The 24,725-nt window shown below is 70.4% G+C and carries 23 protein-coding genes; 7 read left to right on the top strand and 16 right to left on the bottom strand.

Annotated features, from left to right (window positions below; genetic code table 11):
* Window positions 1-146 precede the first annotated feature (146 nt).
* Entirely contained in the window at window positions 147-605 is a 459-nt protein-coding gene (locus ACGFU7_RS37400) for a GNAT family N-acetyltransferase (protein ID WP_393702062.1), read from the top strand.
* A 57-nt stretch (window positions 606-662) separates the two neighbouring features.
* On the opposite strand, the gene ACGFU7_RS37395 is transcribed toward ACGFU7_RS37400, so the two are convergent.
* Together ACGFU7_RS37395 and ACGFU7_RS37390 are read right to left on the bottom strand one after the other, a co-directional pair.
* Window positions 663-1,589 carry an NADP-dependent oxidoreductase gene (locus ACGFU7_RS37395; protein ID WP_393702060.1) on the bottom strand — a complete coding sequence of 309 codons (927 nt, stop codon included), beginning with the start codon at window positions 1,587-1,589 and terminating at the stop codon, window positions 663-665.
* A gap of 174 nt (window positions 1,590-1,763) precedes the next feature.
* Window positions 1,764-2,999, bottom strand: coding sequence for an MFS transporter (locus ACGFU7_RS37390; RefSeq protein WP_393702058.1), 1,236 nt, complete (start codon window positions 2,997-2,999; stop codon window positions 1,764-1,766).
* Between the two features lie 61 nt (window positions 3,000-3,060).
* Here ACGFU7_RS37390 and ACGFU7_RS37385 point away from each other — a divergent pair, with 61 nt between their 5' ends.
* Window positions 3,061-4,038 carry an ArsR/SmtB family transcription factor gene (locus ACGFU7_RS37385; protein WP_393702057.1) on the top strand — a complete coding sequence of 326 codons (978 nt, stop codon included), beginning with the start codon at window positions 3,061-3,063 and terminating at the stop codon, window positions 4,036-4,038.
* Window positions 4,039-4,385: 347 nt separating this feature from the next.
* Here ACGFU7_RS37385 and ACGFU7_RS37380 read toward each other — a convergent pair whose 3' ends face one another.
* Complete coding sequence (locus ACGFU7_RS37380; RefSeq protein ID WP_393702055.1) at window positions 4,386-5,225, bottom strand: MOSC domain-containing protein; 840 nt, start codon at window positions 5,223-5,225, stop codon at window positions 4,386-4,388.
* Window positions 5,222-5,872: a CatB-related O-acetyltransferase gene (locus ACGFU7_RS37375; RefSeq protein ID WP_393702053.1), complete on the bottom strand. Its 651-nt coding sequence runs from the start codon at window positions 5,870-5,872 to the stop codon at window positions 5,222-5,224. The genes ACGFU7_RS37380 and ACGFU7_RS37375 overlap by 4 nt, the downstream gene beginning before the upstream one ends.
* Window positions 5,873-5,950: 78 nt before the next feature.
* Here ACGFU7_RS37375 and ACGFU7_RS37370 point away from each other — a divergent pair, with 78 nt between their 5' ends.
* Complete coding sequence (locus ACGFU7_RS37370; RefSeq protein WP_393702052.1) at window positions 5,951-6,625, top strand: O-methyltransferase; 675 nt, start codon at window positions 5,951-5,953, stop codon at window positions 6,623-6,625.
* 203 nt (window positions 6,626-6,828) lie between these two features.
* Here ACGFU7_RS37370 and ACGFU7_RS37365 read toward each other — a convergent pair whose 3' ends face one another.
* The 3 genes from ACGFU7_RS37365 to ACGFU7_RS37355 all read right to left on the bottom strand — a co-directional run bounded on the left by ACGFU7_RS37365 (window position 6,829) and on the right by ACGFU7_RS37355 (window position 10,353).
* On the bottom strand, window positions 6,829-7,470 hold the full coding sequence (locus tag ACGFU7_RS37365; RefSeq protein ID WP_393702050.1) for a superoxide dismutase: 642 nt from the start codon (window positions 7,468-7,470) through the stop codon (window positions 6,829-6,831).
* 97 nt (window positions 7,471-7,567) lie between these two features.
* Complete coding sequence (locus tag ACGFU7_RS37360; protein ID WP_393702049.1) at window positions 7,568-8,494, bottom strand: serine/threonine-protein kinase; 927 nt, start codon at window positions 8,492-8,494, stop codon at window positions 7,568-7,570.
* A complete protein-coding gene (locus ACGFU7_RS37355; RefSeq protein WP_393702048.1) occupies window positions 8,491-10,353 on the bottom strand; it encodes an ABC transporter ATP-binding protein in 1,863 nt (620 codons plus the stop codon). Before ACGFU7_RS37355 ends, ACGFU7_RS37360 begins: the two co-directional genes overlap by 4 nt.
* Before the next feature lie 420 nt (window positions 10,354-10,773).
* On the opposite strand from ACGFU7_RS37355, the gene ACGFU7_RS37350 reads away from it, so the two are divergent.
* Window positions 10,774-11,355, top strand: a complete 582-nt coding sequence (locus tag ACGFU7_RS37350) for an RNA polymerase sigma factor (protein ID WP_393702047.1) — start codon at window positions 10,774-10,776, stop codon at window positions 11,353-11,355.
* Window positions 11,348-12,052 carry an anti-sigma factor family protein gene (locus ACGFU7_RS37345; protein WP_393702046.1) on the top strand — a complete coding sequence of 235 codons (705 nt, stop codon included), beginning with the start codon at window positions 11,348-11,350 and terminating at the stop codon, window positions 12,050-12,052. Before ACGFU7_RS37350 ends, ACGFU7_RS37345 begins: the two co-directional genes overlap by 8 nt.
* A 54-nt stretch (window positions 12,053-12,106) precedes the next feature.
* Here ACGFU7_RS37345 and ACGFU7_RS37340 read toward each other — a convergent pair whose 3' ends face one another.
* The 8 genes from ACGFU7_RS37340 to ACGFU7_RS37305 are packed head-to-tail and all read right to left on the bottom strand — an operon-like array spanning window position 12,107 to window position 20,980.
* A complete protein-coding gene (locus ACGFU7_RS37340) occupies window positions 12,107-13,510 on the bottom strand; it encodes an FGGY family carbohydrate kinase (protein WP_393702044.1) in 1,404 nt (467 codons plus the stop codon).
* A 14-nt stretch (window positions 13,511-13,524) separates the two neighbouring features.
* On the bottom strand, window positions 13,525-14,562 hold the full coding sequence (locus ACGFU7_RS37335; RefSeq protein WP_393702042.1) for an NAD(P)-dependent oxidoreductase: 1,038 nt from the start codon (window positions 14,560-14,562) through the stop codon (window positions 13,525-13,527).
* On the bottom strand, window positions 14,559-15,635 hold the full coding sequence (locus ACGFU7_RS37330; RefSeq protein WP_393702040.1) for an ABC transporter ATP-binding protein: 1,077 nt from the start codon (window positions 15,633-15,635) through the stop codon (window positions 14,559-14,561). Before ACGFU7_RS37330 ends, ACGFU7_RS37335 begins: the two co-directional genes overlap by 4 nt.
* Before the next feature lie 20 nt (window positions 15,636-15,655).
* Complete coding sequence (locus tag ACGFU7_RS37325; protein ID WP_393702038.1) at window positions 15,656-16,474, bottom strand: DeoR/GlpR family DNA-binding transcription regulator; 819 nt, start codon at window positions 16,472-16,474, stop codon at window positions 15,656-15,658.
* The gene (locus tag ACGFU7_RS37320) at window positions 16,471-17,712 is read right to left on the bottom strand and encodes an ABC transporter ATP-binding protein (protein WP_393702036.1); all 1,242 of its coding nucleotides are present in this window, start codon (window positions 17,710-17,712) and stop codon (window positions 16,471-16,473) included. Before ACGFU7_RS37320 ends, ACGFU7_RS37325 begins: the two co-directional genes overlap by 4 nt.
* Complete coding sequence (locus tag ACGFU7_RS37315) at window positions 17,709-18,566, bottom strand: carbohydrate ABC transporter permease (protein WP_393702034.1); 858 nt, start codon at window positions 18,564-18,566, stop codon at window positions 17,709-17,711. Before ACGFU7_RS37315 ends, ACGFU7_RS37320 begins: the two co-directional genes overlap by 4 nt.
* Window positions 18,563-19,549, bottom strand: a complete 987-nt coding sequence (locus ACGFU7_RS37310) for a carbohydrate ABC transporter permease (protein ID WP_393702032.1) — start codon at window positions 19,547-19,549, stop codon at window positions 18,563-18,565. The genes ACGFU7_RS37315 and ACGFU7_RS37310 overlap by 4 nt, the downstream gene beginning before the upstream one ends.
* A gap of 3 nt (window positions 19,550-19,552) precedes the next feature.
* A complete protein-coding gene (locus tag ACGFU7_RS37305; RefSeq protein ID WP_393702030.1) occupies window positions 19,553-20,980 on the bottom strand; it encodes an ABC transporter substrate-binding protein in 1,428 nt (475 codons plus the stop codon).
* A 160-nt stretch (window positions 20,981-21,140) separates the two neighbouring features.
* Between ACGFU7_RS37305 and ACGFU7_RS37300 the strand changes: the two genes are divergently transcribed.
* Window positions 21,141-22,568, top strand: coding sequence for an FGGY-family carbohydrate kinase (locus tag ACGFU7_RS37300; protein ID WP_393702069.1), 1,428 nt, complete (start codon window positions 21,141-21,143; stop codon window positions 22,566-22,568).
* Window positions 22,565-23,227, top strand: a complete 663-nt coding sequence (locus tag ACGFU7_RS37295) for a histidine phosphatase family protein (protein ID WP_393702028.1) — start codon at window positions 22,565-22,567, stop codon at window positions 23,225-23,227. Before ACGFU7_RS37300 ends, ACGFU7_RS37295 begins: the two co-directional genes overlap by 4 nt.
* On the opposite strand, the gene ACGFU7_RS37290 is transcribed toward ACGFU7_RS37295, so the two are convergent.
* Entirely contained in the window at window positions 23,217-24,635 is a 1,419-nt protein-coding gene (locus ACGFU7_RS37290) for an amino acid permease (RefSeq protein ID WP_393702026.1), read from the bottom strand. The genes ACGFU7_RS37295 and ACGFU7_RS37290 overlap by 11 nt on opposite strands.
* Between the last annotated feature and the right edge of the window lie 90 nt (window positions 24,636-24,725).

Below are 24,725 nucleotides of genomic sequence, written 5' to 3'. Positions count from 1 at the left end.
ACGTCCGATCCGAGAGCGTCACCCTTCACCCCTACCAAACCTGACCGGACCACCACCAGGTTCTCGGCCTCCCTTGACTACCAATAGGAGCATCAGTCTCGGGTGCGGCGAGCTGCCAAGGGAAGAGGGAAGGGGATCGGGCGGAGATGAACGTACGACCGGCACGCAGGTCCGAGGCCGAAGCACTGACCGAGCTGGCCCTGGAATCGAAGGCCCACTGGGGCTACGACGAGGCGTTCCTCGCCGCCTGCCGCGACGAACTCACCATGCACCCGGCCGACATCGGCCGTCGCCGCACCGCGGTCGCCGAGGAGGCCGGCCGCGTCCTGGGCTTCACCACCCTGGACGGCTCCCCGCCCGAGGGCGCCCTCGGCATGATGTTCGTCGCCCCGGACGCGCTGGGCCGCGGCATCGGCCGACTCCTCTTCGAGCACACCGTGACGGAGGCCCGGCGCCTCGGCTTCGTACGCCTCACCATCGACGCCGACCCGAACGCGGAACCGTTCTACCTCGCGATGGGCGCGGTACGGATCGGGGCGACCCCGTCGGGATCGATCCCCGGCCGCGAGCTGCCGCTGCTGGAGTACGACCTCACGGCGCGCTGACCCCTTGCCGGAACCGGGGGACGGGGCGGGCATACCAGGCGCCCCGGCGTACCGGCGTCATTCCGGCACGATGATCAACTTGCCGCGTACGTGGCCGCCTTCGCTCTCCCGGTGGGCGTCGGCCGCCTCGGACAGCGTGTACGTCCGTGCCACCGACAGGGTGAGTTCGCCGTTCGCGACCAGCGCGGCTGCCCGCTCGAGACGCTCACGGATCGCACCGGGGCCGGCGAACACAAAGCGCACGCCGTGTTCCTCCGCCCGGTGGTCGGCGATGGTGACCACGCGCTCCGGCCCGCCGGTCACGTCGACGAGTGCCGGCAACGAGCCCTTTCCCGCGGTGTCGAATGCCGCGTCCGCGCCGTTCGGCGCGATGGTGCGGATCCGCTCGGCGAGCCCCTCGCCGTAGGTCACGGGCTCGGCGCCGAGCGAACGCAGGTACGCGTGGTTGCGCTCGCTCGCCGTCCCGATCACGGTCGCGCCGAGACACCCGGCGATCTGCACGGCCACAGACCCGACACCACCGGCGGCACCATCCACGACCAGCGTCTCCCCGGCCTTCACACCGAGGTCGTCGAGCGCCTGGCAGGCCGTGTTGACCGCCACCGGCAGCCCGGCCGCGATCTCCCAGGACACGCTTGCGGGCTTTCGTGCGATCTGCGCCGCTGGCGCCACCACGAACTCGGCGTAGCTGCCCGCACCGATCGAACCGAAGACCTCGTCACCCGCCGCGAAGCCGGTCACGTCTTCGCCGACGTCCACAACGACACCGGCGACGTCGCCGCCGGGCACCGCGGGGAACTCCACCGGCATCATCGTCGCGACGGCCCCGCTGCGCAGCTGCCAGTCCAGCGGATTCACCCCGGCAGCCCGGACCTCGACCAGCACCTCCCCAGGACCTGGGCGTGGCACCTCGCGGTCCACAACGTGCAGTACCTCGGGTCCGCCGTACTCCGTGAACTGCACAGCGCGATACGTCTTTAACATGTTTTCCTTTGCCCATTTGGGGTTTACCGAGACCGGTCAGGAGCGCGGATGCTCCGCCAAGACGCAACCAAAACTACCGAGCGATGGCCCGACGGTGCACTCGAGTTCGCTACGAACGACCACCACCGGGCACCGTCCCGCCTCGAGTCCCTGCCGCACAGCAGCAGGAGCCGGTCACGCTCGTCGACCAGCAGAACCCGTGACGTCCACCGCTTCCGAAGTCCCGTGGGGCTCCACGCTGTCCACCGCTCCCGCAGCCCGGCGCCCGGCCGCAGCCAGGGCCACGGTGACCGCGAGGGAGGCCGCCGCCATCACGGTCATCGCCGTCCCCGGTGAGGTCCGCTGAGCGATGGCGCCCGCGAGCGCGGCCGCGACGCCCTGCATGGTGAGCATGCCGGAGGAGTGCAGTCCGAGCGCCTGACCGGTGATCTCGTCCGGGGTCAGGGCCATCAGCCGCTCCTGGAGCAGCAGACTCGCCGAGAACCCGACCGAGGCGAGCGCGGCCAGAGCGAACGCCAGGGGCAGCGCCGGACGCGCGGCGAAGAGCAGATACGGGGCGGCCAGGAGCAGCAGCATCGGCATGGCCAGCCGTCCCCGCCGGTGCTGGGCGACGAACCGGCCGGCCACGGTGTCCCCGATGAGCATCCCCAGCGCGGCGAAGGCGAAGAGGAGCCCCGCGTGCTCGGGGGCGTACGGGACGAACAGTGACTCGCAGCCGACGATCAGCCCGTTCGGCACCCAGAGCGCGAGATAGACCCGGCGGCGCGGGCCGGAGGACCACAGAACGGCGTTGGTCCGCCACGTCTCGGCGACCGACGGCCGCCCGGCGGCGCGCGGCGGACGGCGCACCAGCCCGAACCGGGCGACGGCCGCACCCAACAGATACAGGGCGGCGGACACCAGCAGCGTGCCGCGCGCGGACAGCGTCGTCACCAGAAGGCCGCCGAGCGCGAACCCACTGATCTGCATCAGGCCGACGCACATGTTCAGTACGGAACGCCCCAGCAGATAGCCGTCCTTGGGCAGCACCTCATTGAGCAGGCCGTACCGCACACCGCCGCCCACCGAGGCGACCACACCCTCCATCAGGATGATCGCGAAGACGACCGGCAGCGGAAGCCCGGGGACGGCGAGTACGGCGGTGGCCAGCCCGAAGACGAGCGCCATGCCGGTCATGGCCGCCCGTGGCGGCAGCCGGTCCGCCGCCGACATCAGCACGGTCGCCCCGATCACCTGGGCGAGCGAGGAGCCGAACATGGACAGGGCGGCGAGCAGCGGCGAGCCGGTCGAGGCATAGACGAGGGTGCCGAGGGCCAGCCCGCTCATTGTCGACCCGGCGACCTGTACGGCGCTGGTGGCGAAGAGCGGTCCGAACTGCGGCGCTCGGAAGAGTTCCCGGTAGGTGTGCATGCGGGCAGTCTCAGTGGCCGCCCAGGGCGACCGTTACTGTTTCGCGTGGAGGCGAAACATCATGGGCTGGTGGCAGATCAACACGGACACGCTCGCGGGGAGCCGGTTCGTCGTCTCGCCGCTCGCCGAGACCATCTCCGCCCTGAACTCCCTGGAGAGGGGACGGCCCGAGCACCCCGGCGAACGGGCCTGGCTCGATGCCCATCTGTCCGCCTACCGGGCCCGGCAGGCCGCCGATCCGGTCGCCGGCCGTCTCGTACCGGCGGCGCTCGGCGGCAGCTGGAACGCGGACTTCATCACCCCCACGCCGACCGGTGAGGGCGCACCGTCCTTCGAGGAGGAGCTGGCCCCCGTCCGGGCGACCTCGCCCGAGCGCGCCCGAGCCGACCTGGAGGTGTCCCTCGGCGGCGGCCCCCTCCCGGCACTCCTGGACCGCGACGACCTGGCGCAGCGCGCCGCCGACGTGCTGGACTGGGTCTGGCAACGGACCGTGCTGCCGGACTGGCCGCGCCGCCGCCGGATCATCGAGGCGGACATCGTCGCGCGGACCGGACAGCTGAGCCAGGGCGGCTGGGCCGCCGCCCTGAGCGGTCTGCGCCCGGGAATGCGGTGGCTCGGCGGCAGCCGGCTCCAGATCAACGCGCACGACTATCCGCCGAGGCAACTGGCGGGTGCGCGCCTGCTGTTCGTGCCGGTAACCCAACGCACGGGCTGGGTGTCCTGGGACGACGAAGCCGAGCGGTACGCGGTTGTCTACCCGTGTTCGGGCGCCCTGGCCGAGGCTGGGCGGGCGCGGGTGCCCGACAGCCTGGGCCGCCTGCTGGGCCCGGCGCGGGCGGCGGTCCTCGTCCTCCTCTCCAGTCCGAAGAGCACCACTCAGCTGGTTGCCCTGACCGGTCAGGGACTGGGGTCGGTGGGCCGCCACCTCAAGGTCCTGCTGGACAGCGGCCTGGCCGGTCGCCGAAGGGCCGGGCGGTCGGTGCTGTACTTCCGTACGGACGTGGGCGACGTGCTGGTGGAGGCCCAGCGGGACGGCTGAGGAGTACACGGCTTCCCACTGACCGTGGTCGAGCCGGCGGTAGGCGCGCTCGCGGTCCTCCGCGTCGAACCCGGAGAGCGGTGTCCGTACGGAGATCCGCATCCAGAACAGCGCCTGCGTCGCGGTGCCGGCATGCTCGGCCCGTACGAGAACTCCACCGACGGTGACCTCGCACCGCCAGGCGATCTCGAGAGCCCGCCTCATGGCAACTCCGCCCGGCCGATGGCCGGATGGGCTCAGAGGAGGAGGCCGGGGCCGTCCGGGACAGCAAGGACCGGGCAGTGGGCTGCAGTTCTACGCCCCGGCCGGCTGCGCCGCGTTCATCGACGGGGTGAAGGCCGGGGCCTTCACGGGCTGAGCCAGTCCGCGACCTCGACCACGTCCCCGACGGTCACCACACCCTCGTGGACCACCGCGTTCTTCGCGCCGAAGCTCACCCTGTTCTTGTACTCCGGCTCGCGCCGGTACGTCGCAAGGGTCCGGACCGGTTCCGGGCCCGCGCGGCGGCCGGTGTTCTGGTCGACGAGCGGGACGTTGCACCGTATCGCCCGTACCGAATAGGCGAGTTCCGTGGTGCCGAGGGTCATCCGGCGTACCCGGTCCTCGAAGTGCGGCTCGTCGTTGCCGGTCAGGACGATGTTGGGGCGGAAGCGGTCCATCGGTACCGGCGCGGCGTCGCCCCGGGTGGTGATGCGGGCGTTGAGGCCGTCCAGGGAGGCCGTCGAGGCGACCAGCACCGCGTGTGCGTCGGCGAAGTTGACCTTGCCGGGGGTCTCGCCCCAGCCGTCCCGGTCGAAGCCGGGGACCACTCGTACCAGGCGGGACTTCGCGCCGAGCGCATCGGAGAACCATTCCGCCGCCGCGTCCCCCTGGTCGGCGGCCTCGCCGAGCGGGCGGTCGAACATGCTGACCTCGCGGCGCGGGCCGTCCGGGTCGACGTCCAGGCGCAGCGGCTCGACGCCCTCGGTGGACAGGGTCAACGCCGCCCCGTCGTACAGGACTTCGACTTTGATCGCGGCCATCGACGGGTGCGTACGCTGGCTGCGGAATGCGCCGTCCGCCGCGTCCACCACCATGAATGTCCGGTCGTGTTCGAGGCCGGTCCCGAGGACCTGCGCGGAATCGACCGTGGTGCCGGCGCAGCCCTTGACCGGGTAGTAGGCGAGTTCTCGAACGGTGATCGTCACGATGTCCCCTCCGGGGCAGCCGCTTCGAGGTCGTCGACGCTGCCGGACATGATGGTGCGGATGTGTCGGGTCAGGTGCTCGGTGGGCCAGTCCCACCAGGCGACGGCGAGGAGCCGGGCAATGGTTTCGTCGTCGTACCGGGTGCGGATCAGCTTGGCCGGATTGCCGCCGACGATGCCGTAGTCCGGTACGTCACCGACGACGACCGCGCCGGAGCCGATGATCGCGCCGTGCCCGATCCGTACGCCCGGCATCACCATGGCGTTGTAGCCGAACCAGACGTCGTTGCCGACGACCGTGTCGCCCCGGCCCGGCAGCCCGGCCAGCAGGTCGAAGTGCTCGGCCCAGGAGCCGCCCATGGTGGGGAACGGGAACGTGGACGGGCCGTCCATCCGGTGGTTGGCGCCGTTCATGATGAACCGCACTCCGGTCCCCAGCGCGCAGAACTTCCCGATGACCAGCTTCTCCGGACCGTAGTGGTAGAGCACGTTTCGGGTCTCGAAGGCGGTCGCGTCGTCGGGATCGTCGTAGTACGAGTAGTCCCCGACCTCGATCAGTTCGGACTTCACCAGGGGCTTCAGCTGTACGACCCGGGGCTGGCCCGGCATCGGATGGAGCACGGTGGGGTCGGCGGGGACGAGGCTCATGACGCCCATCATTGCATTCACCTCGCATGATGTAAGTTCCTTTTAGGAACTCACGCGATACCGAGAGAGGAACCTGTTGTGACGTTGGCGCAGTGGACCGAGGTCGACGACTACTTCAACGGCCTGCTGGTGGGCCCGGACGAAGCCCTGGACGCGGCCGTGGAGGCCAGTGACAAGGCCGGGCTCCCGGCGATTCAGGTCGCCGCCAATCAGGGCAAGCTGTTGAACCTGCTGGCCCGGCTCCAGGGGGCGCGCACCGTTCTGGAGATCGGCACCCTGGGCGGTTACAGCACGATCTGGCTGGCCCGTGCGCTGCCCGAGGGTGGCAGGCTCGTGACGCTCGAATTCGATCCGGAGTGCGCCGAGGTCGCGCGCGGGAACATCGAGCGTGCCGGCCTGGCGGACGTCGTCGAGATCCGGGTCGGCCGTGCTCTCGACACGCTGCCGGAGCTCGCGGAGCAGGGGTATGGGCCGTTCGACATCGTGTTCATCGACGCGGACAAGCCGAGCAACCCGGACTACCTGGCCTGGTCGCTGAAGCTGACCCGGCCCGGGAGCCTGATCATCGCCGACAACGTCGTACGCGACGGAGAGGTGGTCGACGGCGGCAGCGACGACCCGAAGGTGCAGGGTGTGCGCCGGTTCACCGAACTCGTCGCGGCCGAACCGGCCTTGACCGCGACCGCTCTGCAGACCGTCGGCGGCAAGGGGTACGACGGGCTGATGCTGGCGCTCGTCACCGACGGCCAGTAGGTGAGGGGCGGGGCGGTGCTCCGGGCGCACGCCGAGCCGGTACGAGCGCCCTGCTGAAGCACGCCCCAGCCTCCTGCCCCCCGCACGCAACATGACAGAAGGACCCCCACCTGTCACGTCCAGGCGGGGGTCCCCCCTTCATCCGCCTGCCCGGTGAAGGCTGAGAAGACGATCACGAGGCAGGGCGTTCATGCGTCGCTCGGTCAGGGGGCGAGCAGCAGCACGTCGGCGCGCTCCTTTGCGGCCGCGTAACGCTTCGCCACGTCCTGCCAGTTGACGACGCGCCACATCGCCTCGATGAAGTCGACCTTCTGGTTCTTGTACTGGAGATAGAAGGCGTGCTCCCAGGCGTCGAAGACCAGGACCGGGACGGAGCCCTGGCCGACATTGCCCTGGTGGTCGTAGACCTGCTCGACGATCAGCTTGCCGCTGACCGGCTCGTACGCGAGGACGCCCCAGCCGGAACCCTGCGTGGTGGCCGCGGCCTTCGTCAGCTGGGACTTGAAACCGGCGAACGAGCCGAACGACTCGGCGATCGCGTCCGCGAGGTCACCGACACCGTCGGCCGCGAGGGGCTCGCCGCCGCCGTCGCCGGTCATGTTGTGCCAGTAGATCGAGTGCAGGATGTGGCCGGAGAGATGGAACGCGAGGTTCTTCTGGAGCCCGTTGATCGCTCCCCAGGCCTCCTTGTCGCGCGCCTCCTCCAGCTGCTCCAGGGTGTCGTTCGCACCCTTCACATAGGCGGCGTGGTGCTTGTCGTGGTGGAGCTCGATGATCTGCGGATTGATGACCGGTTCGAGCGCCGCGTAGTCGTACGGGAGTTCCGGAAGCGTGTACGTGGCCATGTGGTCGAACCCTCCAGCTGCTGTCCTGTTGTTATTGCAACCTATATGCAAGAGCAGGCTAACAGCAGGAGGGGGCGGAGGTGATCAGCCCTTCGGACTAGGACTCGTCTCTACGGTCAGCCGATGACGGAGCGATGCGGCGCCGTTGCCGGGGCGGAGCCACATCGAGAGCGTCGGCGAGTTCGGGGATCGTGGGCCTGGCAGCCGGGTCGGGCCGGAGGCAGCCGTCGATGGCCGCGGCGAGATCACGGGGGAGGCGTCGACGGGACCTGACCGGCGGAGCAGGCGCATCGAGCTGCGGATACCAGTCGTCCTGACGGCCCGTGTCGTCGCCGTCGCTCGTCTCGTCCACGCTGCCGTCCACGGTCTCGCCGCAGCCGAACGGCGCGTCGCCGGTGGCGACTTCGTACAACGTGACGCCGATGCCCCACACGTCGGCCGCGGCCGACAGCGGCCCGCCACGCGCCTGCTCGGGAGCCAGGTAAGAGAAGGTGCCGACGCCCGGAGAAGTGATTCCGGGCGGCTGCGCGACGCTGAGATCGAGTACTTTGGCGAGCCCGCGGTCGACCACCACGTTGGACGGCTTGAGGTCCAGGTGCAGCAGGCCGTGACCGTGGAGGTAGTGGATCGCGGAACACAGGTGCACGCCGAGGAGGGCCACGTCGGCGGCGGACGGCCGCCGGGGCAACCGGTCGATGAGGTGCGACAGCGTTTCGCCCGTCAGCGTTTCCAGCACGACGAGCGGCTCGGGCGATTCGAAGATCTCGTAGGCGCGGACCAGGTGCGGATGGGTGAATGTCCGGAGCCAACGCCCCTCTCGCAGCAGCCGGTCGCGCAACTGCTCCTCGTTGCGGTGGTCGGGGCGCAGGACCTTCACGACGCATCGGCAGTACCGTTCCTCGCTCCATGCGTCGTAGAGGTCGAGCCAGCCGGTCCGGGCCAGGTGCGCCAGGACCTCGTACCCCGGCGCGGGTTTCGTTCCGGGTGCGAGGGGCGGAGCAGGTCGAGCTGTGACGCGGCTCATGAGAGGACCTTCCGCGGGGGCGGGGAGCCGGCGAGGACGGGGCCGGTCACTCCGTTCAGCCGGTGAAGCCGGGCGTAGGTTCCGCCGCGCAGGAGCAGGTCTTCGTGCGTGCCGCGCTCGACGACCCGGCCGTGGTCCAGCACCACGGTGGATGTGGCGTCGCGGACTGTGAGCAGATTGTGTGAGATGACGATGGTGGTCCGCCCGGCCATGAGCCGGCGCAGCGGTTCCATGATCCGGCGGCCCGACTGGGCGTCCAGGCCGGTGGTCGGCTCGTCCAGGAGCAGTACGGGTGCGTCCCTGATCATCGCGCGGGCGATCGCGAGGCGCTGGGCCTGCCCGCCGGACAGGGTTCGGCCACGCTGTCCCACCAGGGTGTCGTAGCCCTCGGGGAGCAGCCGGATGAAGTCGTGGGCGTCGGCGGCGCGGGCCGCCGCGATGATGTCCGCCTCCGTGACGTCCGGGCGGCCGTAGGCAATGTTCTCCCGTACGGTGCCGTGGAAGACGAGAGTCTCCTGCAGTACCACCGCGACGTTCTCGCGCAGCTCGGACAGTTGCAGGTCCCTGAGGTCGGTTCCGTCGAGGAGGATTGCCCCCTGATCCGGGTCGTAGAAGCGCAGTTGCAGCTTCCCGACCGTGGATTTGCCTGCGCCGCTCGCGCCGACCAGTGCCAGCGTCGTGCCGGGCGTCACGTGGAACGACACGTCGGAGAGCGCCCACCGGGGCGTACCCGGATAGCGGAAGCAGACACCGCGGAACTCGATGTCGCCCCGGGCGCGCCCGATCCGCCGGGCTTCGGCGGTGTCGACGACCTGGGGGCGCTGGTCGAGCAACTCGATGATCCGCTCGGCGGAGGCGGACGCCGCGTAGAACGTGCCGGCGAGATGGGACAGGTCGCGGATCGGACTGTAGAGGTTGCTCAGCAGCGCGAGGAAGACCAGCAGGCCGCCCAGCGTGAGCTGGCCCTGCGCCAACTTCCAGGTGCCCAAACCCATGACGGCCAGCGCGCCGGTCAGCTCGACGACCTCGACGATCGGGCCGTAGACGGCGCGGATGCGCGCCGAGGCCATCGCCGCGCGGAACTTGCCCGCACTCTCGCGTTCGAACCGGCGCGCCTCCGACTCCTGCCGGTTGTACGCCTGCACCAGCGCGATGTTGCCGAGCGACTCCTCGGTGATCGCGCTGATCGAACCGCTGCGCCGCCGCCGCTCCCGCGACGCGGCCTTGATCAGCCGGGAGAAGCGCCGGGCCGCCCACCAGAAGAGCGGCACGATGACGAGCGCGACGAGGGTCAGATCCCACCGCAGGTAGAACAGCAGACCGAGAAAGACGCCCAGCCGGATCACGTAATAGAGGCCGTCCGCCACCCCGGAGAGGAGGAACGTCTCGACCGCGTCGACATCGCCGGTGATACGCGACAGCACGTCCCCCAGCCGCCGCCGCTCGAAGAACCCGAGCGAGAGGCCCTGGACGTGCCGGAACACCTCCGACCGAAGGGCCAGCAGGAAACGCTCGCTGACCCAGGTGGACGTCACATCGTCGGCGAATCCCAGAATGCCGGAGCAGATGACGAGCCCTGCGTATGCCAGGGCGATCCAGAGGAAGGGACGCAGATCGCGCGGAACGAGAACGTCGTCCACCACGATCTTGAAGAGCCAGATCTCGGCCCCGTCGACGACGGGTCCGACCATGCTGAAGACGAGTATCGGAATGAGCCAGCGCCGGCCGCCGCGTGTATAGGGCCAGAACCGCCGGAACGCCTCACGCGGCGCTACGGGCGGCGCGGCGGCGACGACTGCGTCGGGGTCATCGGCCACCGACAGCAGCCGCCGCAGCACATGAAGCGAGACACGCCTCATAAGACGCGTTCCTCAAGGATTGCCGGCCGAGCGGACCAAGAGCCTGGGCCCGCTCAGCCGTCCTGTGCGATCACCAGCGGTGATCGCGGTGGCCACGGTCACCATGGCCGTCGAAGTCACGACGGTGGCGACGATGGTCCCTTCCGTGGTTGTCGGAGCGCCGCGACGTGTCCCTCATGTCGTGACGGCGTTCCGCGGGGATGAGATGACTGAAGATCGCCATGAGCTTCCCTCCTGAAGAGGCTTCCAGACGGAATACGCTCCGGAGCGCTCATGGGATTGCCCTTTCAGGAAATTACTCACCCGGGTCCGCCTGTTGTTCTCGTCGCACACGTATGCCGGGGCTCTGTGCCAGTCCTTCCACCGCTCCGGGGCTGCCTGGGGCAGGCAATCCGCGCGGACTCGTGTTACGTAAGGAGTATGCGCAGGATTGGCATCTCCCTGGAGCGGGTGCCCGACGAAGCGCTGCTGGCCGGGCTCATGACCGGCGATCCCGAGATCGCCGTGGCTTTTGTCCGGCGGTTCCAGCGTCGCGTCTTCGGCGTGGCCATCGCAGTGGTCGGCGACGTCCAGCTAGCCGAGGACATCGCACAGCAGACCTTCGAGCGAGCCTGCCGGCACGCTCAGGTCTACGACCCGCGCCGGGGATCGGTGCCCACCTGGCTGGCGGCCATCGCACACAACCTCGCGATCGACGCCGTACGCGCCCGCAAGGCCACTCCAGTCGACCCCGCAGACCTGGAGAACATGATGCAGACCGTCGCCGACACACCGGAACGGCACGCGCTGTCCGCCGAAGCCGCGGTGGAACTGCGCCGCGCGGTCGGCACGCTGCCACGGGAGCAGGCGCGAGCTCTGGTGATGGCAGGTATCTACGGGATGACCGCTCAACAGGTCGCCGACTTCGAGGAGATACCGCTCGGTACCGCCAAAACCCGGATACGGACAGCCATGGGCAAGGTCCGGGCGTCCCTCGCGACCAGGCAGGTGGACCATGACTGACAACGGTGGGTTCACCTGTGAGCAGCTCCGGGAGATCGGCGCGGAGCTGGCGCTCGGCGTGCTGCCCGCCAGGGAGCGGGCCGGGGCGATGGACCATCTGGAGGACTGCCCCGCCTGCCGCGAATACGTCCATGAGCTGGCGGCCACGTCGGACGCGCTGCTGGATCTTGTCCCGGGCAGCGAACCGCCGGTCGGCTTCGAGGACAGGGTGATCGACCGACTCGGACTCTCCTCCGGGCGGCGGCCGCGCCGGCGCATACAGTGGCGGCGGTTCGCCCTCGCTGCGGCGGCGGCGGCAGCAGGCCTGGCCTTCGGCGGCGGCGGTTGGGTGCTCGGCGCGTCCGTTGGCCGTCCGGCCCCGGTCGCGCCCATCGTCTCCCCGGTGCAACCGCACCTGCTCACCGCCCAACTCGCCAACGCCGGCCAGTCGTTCGGGCAGGTCTACCTCTACACCGGGTCCTCGCCATGGTTGTACATGGCGGTGGACGCCGACGGGCACTCCGGCACCGTCCGCTGCCAGTTGCAGCGGGCCGACGGCTCCATCACCAAGGTCGGTTCCTTCACCCTCAATGACGACGGCTACGGCTCCTGGGGCGGGCCCTACCTCGCCGGCACATCGCCGGTCACCGGCGTCCGCCTGCTCAACGCGGACGGCTCCGTGCTCGCAAGTGCCACCTTCAACCAGCTCCACCGCTGAGGAGGGGTCGGGGATCGGTGCGGCGGTCCGCGGCCCCGGACCGGGAACGAGTGCTCATGCGCGGGCGTGCGTACGGGCAACGGCGAGCCGGGCCAGATGGTCCTCGTACGCCTTCGCATAGAACGCCGCCCGCTCCGGGACCGGTTCGACGACCGTCGTCGGGGCCGTCCAGGCAGTCGTGTCCAGCTCCGCGCCGAAGCGCTGTGCCGCCGCGAGCACCGCACCGCGCGCACCGACCTCGCCCTCCACGATCCGGACCGGGCGGCCCAGCACATCGGCGAACAGGCGCATCCACGCGGGGGAGCGGGTGCCGCCGCCGCACAGGGCGAGGGTGCCGGTGAGGCCCGCGGCCTCCAGACAGTGGCGGGCGGCGAAGCCGATGCCCTCGCAGACCGCGCGGATCAGATCCGCCGGAGTGGTCTCCAGGGACACACCGGTGAGTTCGGCCCGCAGACGCGGCTCGACGAACGGGGCGCGTTCGCCGGACGGGGCGAAGTAGGGGAGTACGCGGACACCGTGCGCGCCGGGCGGGGTGGCGGCGAGGAGGGAGTCGACCTCCGTGTGGCGTACGCCGGTGGTGGTCAGGATCCAGTCGAGGGCCGCGGTGCCGACCATCGCGGGCATGGCGCGCAGCCAGTGGCCCGGGCGGTCGGTGGAGATGTGCAGACCTGCCGGCTCACCGTTCAGATCGAGCTGTTCCGTGGCCACCAGTGCGGCCAGACAGGTGCCGACGATCAGCAGACCGTCACCGGGACGGGTGACGCCCGCGCCGAGGGCACAGGCCGGCAGATCGTACGGGCCGTTGGATATCCGTACACCGGAAGGGAGTTCGGCGGTGGCGACCGGGTCGCTGACCGGGGCGAGGAGCGAGGCCCGGTGGCCGAGGCCGAGCGCGGCCACGACATCGGAGGAGTACGCACGGGCCAGCGGGTCCAGGAACGGCATCGACGCATCGGAGACATCCGTGGCCCTGACCCCCGTCAGACGCTGGAACACCATGTCCTTGCAGTACAGGGCGGTCGTCGCCGCGTCGAGCGAGGCCGGGTCGTGACGGTCGAGCCAGGCCAGCACCGGGCCCGGACAGCCCGGGAACATCGCGCTGCCGGTGCGCCGGTAGACGGCCTCGAAAACACCGGACGCCAGCCAGGTGTCGACCAGTTCATGGGCCCGGCCGTCCATCCAGGAGATCGCCGTACGGACCGGGCGGCCCGCCGCGTCGACCAGCCAGACACCGTCGCCCTGACCGGTGAGGCCGGCGAACGCGACCCCGTCCGAGCCCAACGCGGCCAGGACCTCGCAGACCGCCCCGTACACCTCGTCCATGTCCTGCTCCACGAAACCGCCGCGGATCGTGAGCCCCACCGGGCGCGATTGGACGGCCAGCGTGCGGCCCTGCGGGTCGAAGGCCGCGGCCTTCACCATGGATGTGCCGACATCGATGCCGATGTACCTCGTCATGGGTCCGGTTCCCCTCACAGGGCGTGGGCGAGCGGTTCGCCCCGCACATAGCGCGCCACCTCGGCCGCCGCGATCCGGGCCGCCCTCTGCGCGACGGACCGGCTGGCACCCGCCACATGCGGGGTCATCAGCAGATGCGGGGTGCGGAAGAGCCGTGACGTGGGCGGGGGCGGCTCCTGCTCGTACGTGTCGAGCGCCGCGGCCCGCAACTGTCCCGAGTCCAGGGCGTCGCACAGCGCGTCCGTGTCCAGCAGCCCGCCCCGGGCCGCGTTCACGAGGACCGCGCCGCGCGGCAGCAGGGCCAGTTCGCGGGCGCCGATGAGATGCCGGGTCTCCGGGGTGAGCCTGGCATGCAGGGTGAGGACGCGGGAGCGGTCCAGGAGCGCCTCCAGCGAGGTGGCGCGCATGCCGTGGACGTCGCCGCGCACATACGGGTCGTACACCTCGACCTCGGCGCCGAACGCGGAGAGTACCCGGGCCACCCGGCTGCCCACCGCGCCGTAACCGATCAGGCCGACGGGGGTGTCCTCCAGCTCCAGGCCGCAGTTCTCGTACGTGTAGTGGGAGGCGTCCCAGCGGCCGTCCGCGGCGAGGGAGCGGTGCGCCTCGGGAATGCGGCGCAGGGCGCAGAGCATCAGCCCCACGGTGAACTCGGCGGTCGCCGCCGCATTGCGTCCGGGCGCGAAGCACACCCGCACACCCCGGGCCCGCGCCGCGGCCGCGTTCACATTGACCGGGCCGCCCCGGCAGACCACGACCAGCCGCAGATCGGGTGCGGCGGCCAGGACCCGCTCCGTGAACGGGCCCATCTGCGTCACGCATACCTCGACCCCGTCCAGGGCGCGGATCAGTGCGTCCTCGGCATCGCTGGCTTCGTCGACCTCGGCGACCTTGCCGAAGGGCTCCAGGGGCCAGGGGAGGGTGAGTTCGGTGAGATGGGGCTCCGGGCCGAGAGCGTGGTGCAGGGCCTCGGCGATCAGGGAGTTGCGGACGAAATGGTCACCCGCGACCAGAATTCTCGTCGCGGGGCGGACCGTCACGGGGCGGGTCATCGCAGAGCTTCTCCTGTCCGGGCGTCGAAGACATGGATGTGCCGGGGATCGGCGGTGATGCGTACGGTGTCGTCCCGGTCGAGCCGTACTTCCGGACCGGTCGCGACGACCAGCGGCTCCGTCACCCCGGCGAGCAAGAGCGTGGCGATGCCGGATTCCAGCAGGGGTTCATGGGCGGCGACCCGGGCCCGTACACCCGTGTCGTCCAGGCGCAGATCCTCCGGGCGGATGCCGAGCACCACCGCGCGCCCCGCCGCGGGCCGCTGCGGTACGGGGATGCGCACGGAGTCCGAGAGGCGCACCCCGCCCGCCCCGTCGGCCGTCCCCGGCAGCAGATTGATCGCCGGTTCCCCGACGAAGTCGGCGACGAACAGATTCACCGGGGCGTCGTAGATATCCTCGGGGGTGCCGAGCTGCTGGATCTCGCCGTCCCGCATCACCGCGATCCGGTCGGCGAGCGACAGCGCCTCCTCCTGGTCGTGCGTGACGAGGATGGCGGTGTGGCCGCTGTCCCGCTGGATGCGCTTCAACTCGCGCCGGGTGGTGTCCCGTTGGGCGGCATCCAGATGGGAGAGCGGCTCGTCGAGGAGCAGCACGTCGGGGGTGCGGATCAGGGCACGGGCCAGGGCGACCCGCTGCTTCTGGCCGCTGGAGAGTCCGGCGGGGCGGGCGCCCAGGAGGTCGGTGATCCCGATGCGTTCGGCCATGTCGGCGACCCGGCGGCGGATCTCGGCCCGCCCGTACCGGCGCCGGGCGGCAAGGCCGAAGCCGAGATTCTCCGCAACCGTCAGCGGTGGATACAGGGCGTAGTTCTCGAACGCCACCCCGATATTGCGCTGTTGGGCCGGGAGCGGCACCACCGACGAGCCGCCGATGAGGATGTCGCCGCCGCTGACCGTCTCCAGTCCGGCGATCATCCGCAGTGTTGTGGACTTGCCGCAACCGGACGGGCCGAGCAGCCCCAGCAGCTCGCCGGAGCGCAGCTCGATGTCGATGGAGCGGACCGCTTCGACGGCGGCCCGGCCACGTCCGGTGTAGGTCTTGCGCAGTGCGCGCAGGGCCAGTTCAGTCATCCGTCATCGCCGCCTCCCGTTCATCCGTCATCTCCGTCTCCCGCTGCGGATTCCCGGCCGGTGCCGCAGACCTCGTAGGGCACCTTGTGCTCGTCGAGTTCGCGCAGTGCCCGCTCGGACGCGCCGTCGTCGACCAGCAGCAGATCGAAGCGGGAGAGCGGGGCGAGCCGGTGCAGGGCGACCCGGCCCAGCTTGGAGTGGTCGAGCAGCAGCACATTGCGGCTCGCCGAGTCGAGCATCGCCCGCTTCACGGAGACGATGTGCTGCTCCTGGTGGTAGGCGTAACCGCCGGACACGGCGGAGGTGGAGGTGAAGCAGATGTCGACCTGGAGCGATTGCACCGCCTCCACGCACGAGACGCCGAGGAAGGAAGAGTGCAGCGGGTCGAAGTCGCCGCCGAGGCCCATCAGATGGATGCCGCGCTCCTGCGACAACAGGTTGATCGCTTCGAGGAAGTTGGTGACGACGGTCAGCGGGGTGATGGAGCGCAGCCTGCGCGCGACCTCCAGCGTGGACGTCGAATCGTCGAGCATCACCGCCATGCCCGGTTCGATGAGCTGCAGAGCCCGTTCGGCGATGGCGGCCTTCTCGGTGCGCATCGTCTTCAGCCGGTAGGAGACGTTCGACTCGAAGACACCGGACGGCTGGGCGGTGACACCGCCGCGGAACTTGCGGACGATGCCCTGCCGTTCCAGCTCGTCCAGATCCCGGTGGATGGTCATCAGGCTGACGTCGAAACGCTCCGCCAGTTCGGCGGCGCTCACCTCGCCCTGCGCGAGGACGTACTCGGCTATGGATGCCTGGCGCGGGGCGGGGCCCCGCTGCGGAACGTTGCTCACGTGCTGATCCTTCGTCCTGGACGTGCCGGCCGGTCGGCCTCGAACAGCAGCAGACTCTCAGGCGGTACGGAGAGCCGGGCCGGATGGTCGGGGCTCAGGCCGGCCGCGTCGGCGCGCGGGACGACGAGGGACAGCTGCTGTCCGCCGATTCTGACGGTGACTTCGGTGGCCCGGCCCAGCAGTTCGGTGACGTGAACGGTGCCGGTCAGCTCCAGGCCGGGGCTCTTGCCGGTGCCGGTCGGCTCCGCATCTGAGCCCTTGCCGGTGCCGGTCGGCTCCATGCCTGAGCCCTTGCCGGTGCCGGTCGGCTCCATGCCTGAGCCCTTGCCGGTGCCGGTCGGCTCCGTGCCTGAGCCCGTGCCGGGCCCCCGCAGCCCGATATCCCTCGGCCGTACGCCCAGTTGGACCGCCGTGCCCGGCGGCGCGGGCACCGTCAGCGGCAGCTCGTACGCCCCGTCCGGCGACCGGAAGTGTCCCTCGGCCGTCACCGTCCCCGGCAGCAGATTGATCCGGGGTCTGCCGAAGGACCGGGCGACGAACGTGTCGTACGGCCGGTGCCACAGCTCCTCGCGGGTTCCGGTCTGCACCATGCGGCCGTCCCTGATCACCCCGATCCGGTCCCCGAGCGCCAGCGCCTCCACCGAGTCGTGGGTGACGTACAGCGTGGTCGTGCGCCGGACGGAGCCGATCGCCTTCAGTTCCGCGCGCATCGCCTGCCGCAGCTTCGCGTCGAGGTGCGACAGCGGTTCGTCGAGCAGGAACGCCCGGGCCGGCCGCACCAGCACCCGGCCGAGCGCCACGCGCTGGCGCTGACCGTTGGAGAGCCGGCCCACCGGGCGGTCCAACAGGGCGCCGATGCCGAGGAGTTCGGCCACCTCCCCGATCCGCTCGCGCGCCTCGTGCGCGGGGAGGCGGTGGCGCGGCGAGCGGAGCGGGGAGGCGAGATTGTCGTACGCGGTGCGGTGCGGGTAGAGGGCGTACGACTCGAAGCACATGGCCACGCCCCGGTCGTACGGCTCCACGCCCGCCATGTCCACCCCGCCCAGCTCGACCGTCCCGGCGTTCGGCTCCTCCAGGCCCGCGATCGTCTTGAGCGTGGTCGTCTTCCCGGCGCCGGACGGGCCGAGCAGACAGAAGAACTCGCCCTCGGCCACCTCCAGGTCCAGGCCGTCGAGCGCGGTGTTCTTCCCGTACCGCTTCCTGACACCGCGCAGCGTGATCGCTGCCGGGCCGGTCACGACTTCACCGCCCCGAACGACAGGCCGCGCACCAGGTAGCGCTGGATGGTGAGCGCCAGCAGCAGCGGCGGGATCACCGAGACCAGGGCCGCCGCGGCCGTCAGGTTGTACCTGGGCCGGTCGCCGCCGAGGAAGGACAGCGCGCCGACCGTCACCGTCTGCGCGTTCGACGAGGTGAGGATCAGCGGGAAGACGAAGTTGTTCCACGCGAAGATGAACGCCAGCAGCGAGACGGCCGCGATCCCCGGCTTCACCAGCGGCAGCGCGACCTTGAAGAACGCCTGCTTGCGGGTGTAGCCGTCCAGCAGCGCCGCCTGCTCCAGCTCGGGGGAGAGGTCGGAGAAGTACGACCGCATGATCCAGACGATCAGCGGAAGGGTCACCAGTTGCAGCACCCACACCATGCCGACATACGTATCGAAGAGTCCGAGCTTCTGGTAGAGCACGAACAGCGGGATGATGACGGTGAGTTCGGGTGCGAACCGGAACGAGAGCAGGGTGAACATCAGGTTCTCCGAGCCGCGGAACCGCCACCGCGCGGCGGCGTACGCGGCCGGCAGCCCGATCACCAGCGACAGCGCGACCGCGCCCAGCGACACGACCAGGCTGTTCACGAAGAACCGCACGAACGGCACACCCTGGTCGTCCCCGGCGCCGAGGACGGTGCGATAGGAGTCGAAGGTCGGGGTGAACGAGAAGTACGTACTGAACAGCTCGTTCGTCGGCTTCAGCGACAGGATGACCATCCAGGCGACCGGGAACAGCGCGAAGAGGAAGTAGAGGATCAGCGCCAGGTCGGCGGCGACGGCGAGCGCCTTGCGCTTCATCCCGGCCGTCCCGGCACCCCCGGTCATCCCGGCACCTCCGCCGCCCGGTTCTGGATCCGCCCCAGATAGCGCACCAGCACCATCGTGACCAGGTACACCACGGCCCACAGCACCACCATGTAGCTGATCCCGAACGAGTAGCGCTGGAAGCGGATCGCCTCCAGATAGGCCCGGATCTGGAGCACCATCGTCGAGTCGCCGGGGCCGCCCTCGGTCAGCGCGTAGATGATGTCGAAGACCTTCAGCGAGTCCATGAACCGGAAGATCACGGCCACCAGGACGTACGGCCACAGCATCGGCAGCGTGAGGCGCCGGAAGGTGAACCACCAGCTCGCCCCGTCGACCGCCGCCGCCTCGAACGGCGAGGCGGGCAGCGAGCGCAGACCGGCCAGCGCAAGGATCGCGACGAACGGGGTGTAGACCCACACATCCACGGCGATCGACGACAGCAGGGCGCCCGTCGGGGTGTCCGTCCACTGCACACCGCCGAGGCCGAACGGTTGCAGGAGATGGTTGATGACGCCGACCGACGGCTGGAGCATCAGCTTCCACATGATCGCGGCGATCACCGGCGCGATCATCAGCGGCAGGATCAGGATCTTCTCCAGCACCCGCCCGACGAAGCTCGCCCGGTGCAGCAGCAGGGCCACGGCCACCCCGAGCACCGTCTCGACGGCCGCCGCGCCGACCGCGTAGAGCACTGTGACCCGCGCCGAGTCCCAGAACGAGGACTGGGTGAGGATCCGCCGGTAGTTCTCGATGCCGACCGGATCCGGCCGAGGTTTGCTCGCCGCGAAGTCGAACACCGTGTAGTAGAGGCCGAGTCCGAACGGGTAGAGGATGCCGCCGGTCAGCAGCAGCGCGGGCACGATCAGCAGATACGGCCGCAGCGAGCGGCGCCACGCCGGTACCGCCCGCGCCGCCCGCTTCCCGGCCCCTGTGCTTCCGGCCCCCGTGCCGGAGGCCGCCCCGTGGTCGGTCTCCAGCGTGGGGGCCACGCGTCCGGACATCGGTCAGCCGACCTTCGACGCCAGGTCGCCCGCCAGCCCGTTCAGTACGGACGAGGCGTTCTTCCCGCCGTAGATCTCCTGGAGCGCGGCGGCCCAGCTGGTCGTCGCGTCGAAGAACTGCTCCTGCGGGGTGAACTGGATCTTCGTCTGGTCGACGACCGTCTCGAACGTCTCGATGAAGCCGGGAATGGCCCGCATCTTGTCCTTGTACGCGGGGTCCTGGCTGACCGACTTCCGTACCGGATCGATGTGGTTGTACTCGATCGCACCCTTGCGCAGATGCTCCTTGCCGGTCGCCCACTGGAGGAACAGCCAGGCCGCGGACTTGTTGCGGCTCTTGGCGTTCATGCCGAGCGACCAGATCCACATGTTCGTGGCGAGCGAGCCGTCGGGGCCCTTCGGCCCCGGGTGGAAGGCGATCTTGCCGGAGGCCGGGGAGGCGCCCTTCACCGCCTGGAAGTAGGCGGCGGTGTCCGCGTCGAAGAGCATCCCCGCCTTCTTCGCGCCGAGGTCGCTGGAGCACTGGTACCAGGTGTACGAGGTCCAGGAAGGCGGCCCGCCCTTCTTGACCATCTCCGCCCAGTCCCGGGTGAACGCGATCGCCTCAGGGGAGTTCATCGCGGGCTTCAGCTTGCCGCCCTCGACGGTGAAGTCCTTCAGCCCGCCCCGCGCGAACATCGTCATGAAGCCCGGATGGATCGTCGCCCAGCTGCGCGAGCCGCGCACCGCGACCCCGTACATCCCGTCGAAGCCCGCGCCCGGCGCCCGGCGGGTGATGGCCCCGGCCATCTCGCGCAGCTCGTCGAAGGTCTCGGCGGGCTTCAGGCCGAGCTTCTTGAACACCTCGGTGTTGTACGCGACGACATTGGTCTCCCAGCCCCACGGCAGCGCGTACTGCCCGCCCTGCCCGAGCGGGGCGCCCGCCTTCAGCGACCACTGGTCGGATGCAAGCAGGTTGGGGAAGAAGTCCGCCTGGTCCCATTCGGCCCCGGTCGCCGAGGAGTTGCGCATCCACGGGCCGAGATCCTCCAGCCAGCCCGGCGGGCCGTACTGCCACACCATGTACGCGCCGAGCATGAACACGTCGTAGGAGGCGCGTCCGCTGGAGAGGTCGACGGTGAGCTTGTCGAAGTAGTTGTCCTCGGGAAAGACGTCGTACTCGACCTTGATGCCGGTCTTCTCGGTGAACGCCTTCAGATCGGCGATCAGGGCATCGGTGTACGGATGCTTGTTGAGCAGCGCCTTGACCGTCCTGCCCTCGGCCCGCTTCCAGTCGAAGGAGCCGGTGACATCGTCGGCCGCGGAGCCGTCGCCCTTGCCGGTGCCGTCGCCGAAGCCCGCGCCGCAGGCGGTGAGCAGCGGGGCGGCGGACGCGGCCGCCGCCGCTCCGATGGCGAGGAACCGTCGCCGGTCGTGCGCGTGCATGTCCATCCGTGACCTCCACGGTCCGGCCGGAGATGGGTGGGTGGGGGGCCCATTCACACGTTGAGTCGACTGGATAACAGAGCTTGGAACAACGGAAGTTGGCCGTCAATCCCTCGCGCAACGGAAATTCTCGGTGCAGAGTGAGAAGTTCACAGAGAGGGCCGATATGTGGATGGGCATCGATCTCGGCACGCAGAGCGTCCGTGCGGTGGTGGCAGGAGACCGCGGCGAGATCCTCGGCAGCGGCTCCGCCCCGCTCGCGGGCAGACGCGACGGTGTACGGCATGAGCAGCGGCCCCTCGACTGGTGGACGGCCGTGTGCGCGGCCAGCCGTCAGGCACTGCGCGACTGCCCCGCCCCGCGTGCGCTCGCCGTCTGTGCCACCTCCGGCACCGTTCTGCTCGGCGACCGGGATGGACGGCCGCTGACCCCGGGGGTGATGTACGACGACGGGCGCGCCGTGGCCGAGGCGGCGAGGGCCCGGACCCCGCCGAGCTGGGCGCTGCCCAAGGTGATGTGGCTGCTGCGGGAGTACGGGGGAGGGGCGGGCGGCACCGTACGGGTCATGCATCAGGCCGATCTGGTCCTGGCGCGGCTCGCCGGAACCCCGCTGCCCACCGACTCCAGCCACGCCCTGAAGACCGGCTACGACCTGGAACGGGACGCCTGGCCGCACCGGAGGTTCAACAGGCTGGGCCTGCCCGACGGGCTGTTCCCGGACGTGGTGCGGCCGGGAACGCGGATCGGCGAGGTGGGGCGGGTGGCGGCGGAGGAGACCGGGATACCGGCGGGCACGCCGCTGGTGGCCGGGATGACGGACGGGTGCGCGGCGCAGATCGCCTCCGGCGCGCTCACCGTCGGCTCCTGGAATTCGGTGCTCGGTACGACGCTGGTGCTGAAGGGGGTCACCTCGTCGCCGGTCGTGGACCGGTCCGGGGTGGTCTACAGCCACCGTGCTCCGGACGGGAGCTGGCTGCCGGGTGGGGCCTCGGGGGTCGGCGGCGGGGCACTGGCCACCGCCTTCCCGGACGCGGACCCGGCCCGCATGGACGCACTGGCCCGTGAGCACGAGCCGGCGCGTGTGGTGGCGTATCCGCTGGTGGCCACGGGCGAACGCTTTCCCTTCGTCGCGCCGGAGGCCACCGGGTTCCTGCTCGGCGAGCCCGCCACCGACGCCGAGCACTGGGCGGCCCTGCTGACCGGAGTGGGCCTGGTCGAACGGCTCTGCCTCGACTACCTCGACCTGCTCGGCGCCCAGGTATACAGCAGGCTCACCCTCACCGGCGGCGCGGTCCGCAGCGGCTACTGGAGCCGGCTGCGCGCCGACATCCTGGGCCGGCCCGTGTACATCCCGCAGTACAGCGAACCCGCCCTCGGCATGGCGATCCTCGCCGCGTACGGGGCGGGGGCCGGGACCAGCCTGATCGGGACAGCGGGTGCGATGGTGCGGTTGCGGCACGTGCTGCACCCGCACCCGGTGCGTACGGCGTGGTACACCGAGCCGTACCTCACGCTGGTGGACGAACTGGAGCGACGCGGCTGGCTCCCCGGCCCGGTCGCCGCCCACGCCCGCACCCGAACGGAGAAACCATGACCGCCCGTCCGAGCGCCACCCTGCTGCTCGCCCGCCACGGTCAGACCGTCTGGCACGCGGAGAACCGCTACGCCGGGGTCAGCGACATCGCCCTCACCGACGAAGGACGCCGCCAGGCCGAGCGGCTGGGCGAGTGGGCGCTCCGGCACCCGGTCGACGCGATCTGGACGTCGACGGTCACGCGCGCGATCGAGACCGCACAGCCCGCGTGCGAGGCGCTCGGTCTCGTCCCCCGGCGCGAACACGACCTGCGCGAATGCGACTTCGGCGAGGTGGAGGGGCGCACTTTGGCGGAGTTCGCTGCCGAGCACCCGGAGCGGGCCCGGAAGTACCGCGCCGACCCGGTGACCCACCCCTTCCCCGGGGCTGAGGACCCCCGGTCGGCGGCGGCCCGGGGAACGGCGGCGCTGCGCCGGATCGCGGACGGGCACCCGGGGCAGCGGGTCCTCGTCGTCGCACACAACACCCTGCTGCGGCTCGTGCTGTGCGAACTGCTGTCGATTCCGCTGGGCGCCTACCGCAGGGTCTTCCCGCGGCTGCGGAACGTGGCGGTGAGCGAGGTGCGGATCGGGGAGGAGGGCGGTGCGCTGCTCTCCCTCAATGTGCCCTGCGCACCGGACGTCCTCGACGGCCCCCGCGTACCGGGCGTCAGCCGTTGACGGCCGCGGACCGCCGCTGCCGTACGACACCGATGGCCGCCAGTACGACGGTCAGGGCGCCGGACGCCACCAGCTGGTCACGGGTGTCGGGCTGGCGCAGCATCAGGAAGAAGATGCCGAGCATCGCCAGGAGCGCCACCACCGTCAGGACCGGAAAGAGCCACATCCGTACGACGAGCTTCTCCGGGGCCTCGCGCTCCAGCCGGTCGCGCAGGATCAGCTGGGAGACGGCGATGAAGATCCAGACGACCAGGATCACCGCGCCGATCATGTTGAGCAGCCACGGGAAGACGTCGTCGGGGCGCCAGTAGCTGAGCAGCACGCACAGGAAACCGAACACGGACGAGACCAGGACGGCGGTGCGCGGCACACCCGAGGAGATCCTGCCGAGCCGCTTCGGGCCCTGGCCTCGGGCGACCAGCGAACAGGCCATGCGCGAGGCGCCGTAGATGTTGGCGTTCATCGCGGAGAGCAGGGCGACCAGGATGACCACGTTCATGATCTCCGCGGCGCGGCCGATGCCGAGGTGGGCCAGGGCCGCGTAGAACGGGCCGACCTCCACGACCTTCGGGTCGTCCCACGGGACCAGCGTGACGACGACCGCCATCGAGCCGACGTAGAAGAGCGCGATCCGCCACATCGCCGTCCGCACGGCCTTCGCGACACCCTGCACCGGGTTCTCGGACTCGGCCGCGGCGATGGTGACGGTCTCCAGACCGCCGTACGCGAAGACGGAGGCGAGCAGTCCGATCACCAGGCCCTCGGAGCCGTTCGGCATGAAGCCGCCCTCGCCCTTGAGGTTGGCGGTGCCGGGGGCGTCCGTACCGGGCAGCACACCGAGGATCGCCAGCACACCCAGCACCAGGAAGAGCGTGATCGCCACGACCTTGAGGGCGGCGAACCAGAACTCGAACTCGCCGAACTTCTTCACCGAGGCGAGGTTCGCGCCCAGGAAGACCACCATGAACAGCGCGACCCAGGCCCACTCCGGCGTACCGGGCAGCCAGCCGGTGACGATCTTTGCGGCACCGATGCCCTCCAGGCCGACGGCGACACAGAGCAGCACCCAGAACGCCCAGCCCACGGTGAACCCCGCCCACGGCCCTATCGCCCGCTCCGCATGGACGGAGAAGGAACCGGAGGCCGGGTTCGCGGCCGACATCTCGCCGAGCATCCGCATCACGAGCATGACCAGCAGCCCGGAGACGGCGTACGCGATGATGATCGACGGGCCGGCGGCGGCGATACCCGCGCCCGAGCCGACGAAGAGCCCGGCGCCGATGACACCGCCGAGGGCGATCATCGAAAGATGGCGCTGCTTGAGCCCGTGGGTGAGCGCCGAATCGGCCTTGGTGTCGGAGACGGCGACCGGGGAACCGGTGGGGGGAGACGCGGAATTCCGAGACATGGACAAGCTCTGTTCGGTAGGTGAGACGTGGGGGACGTGCGCGCACAGTCTGGGCGCGCACCTCGTTCACAGGGAACCGCTGTCCGCTAT

It is taken from the genome of Streptomyces sp. NPDC048473 (genome assembly GCF_043200155.1).
Classification (GTDB): Bacteria; Actinomycetota; Actinomycetes; order Streptomycetales; family Streptomycetaceae; genus Streptomyces.
The sequence above is the reverse complement of the archived record's forward strand: the minus strand, read 5'-3'. Positions and strand labels throughout refer to the sequence as shown.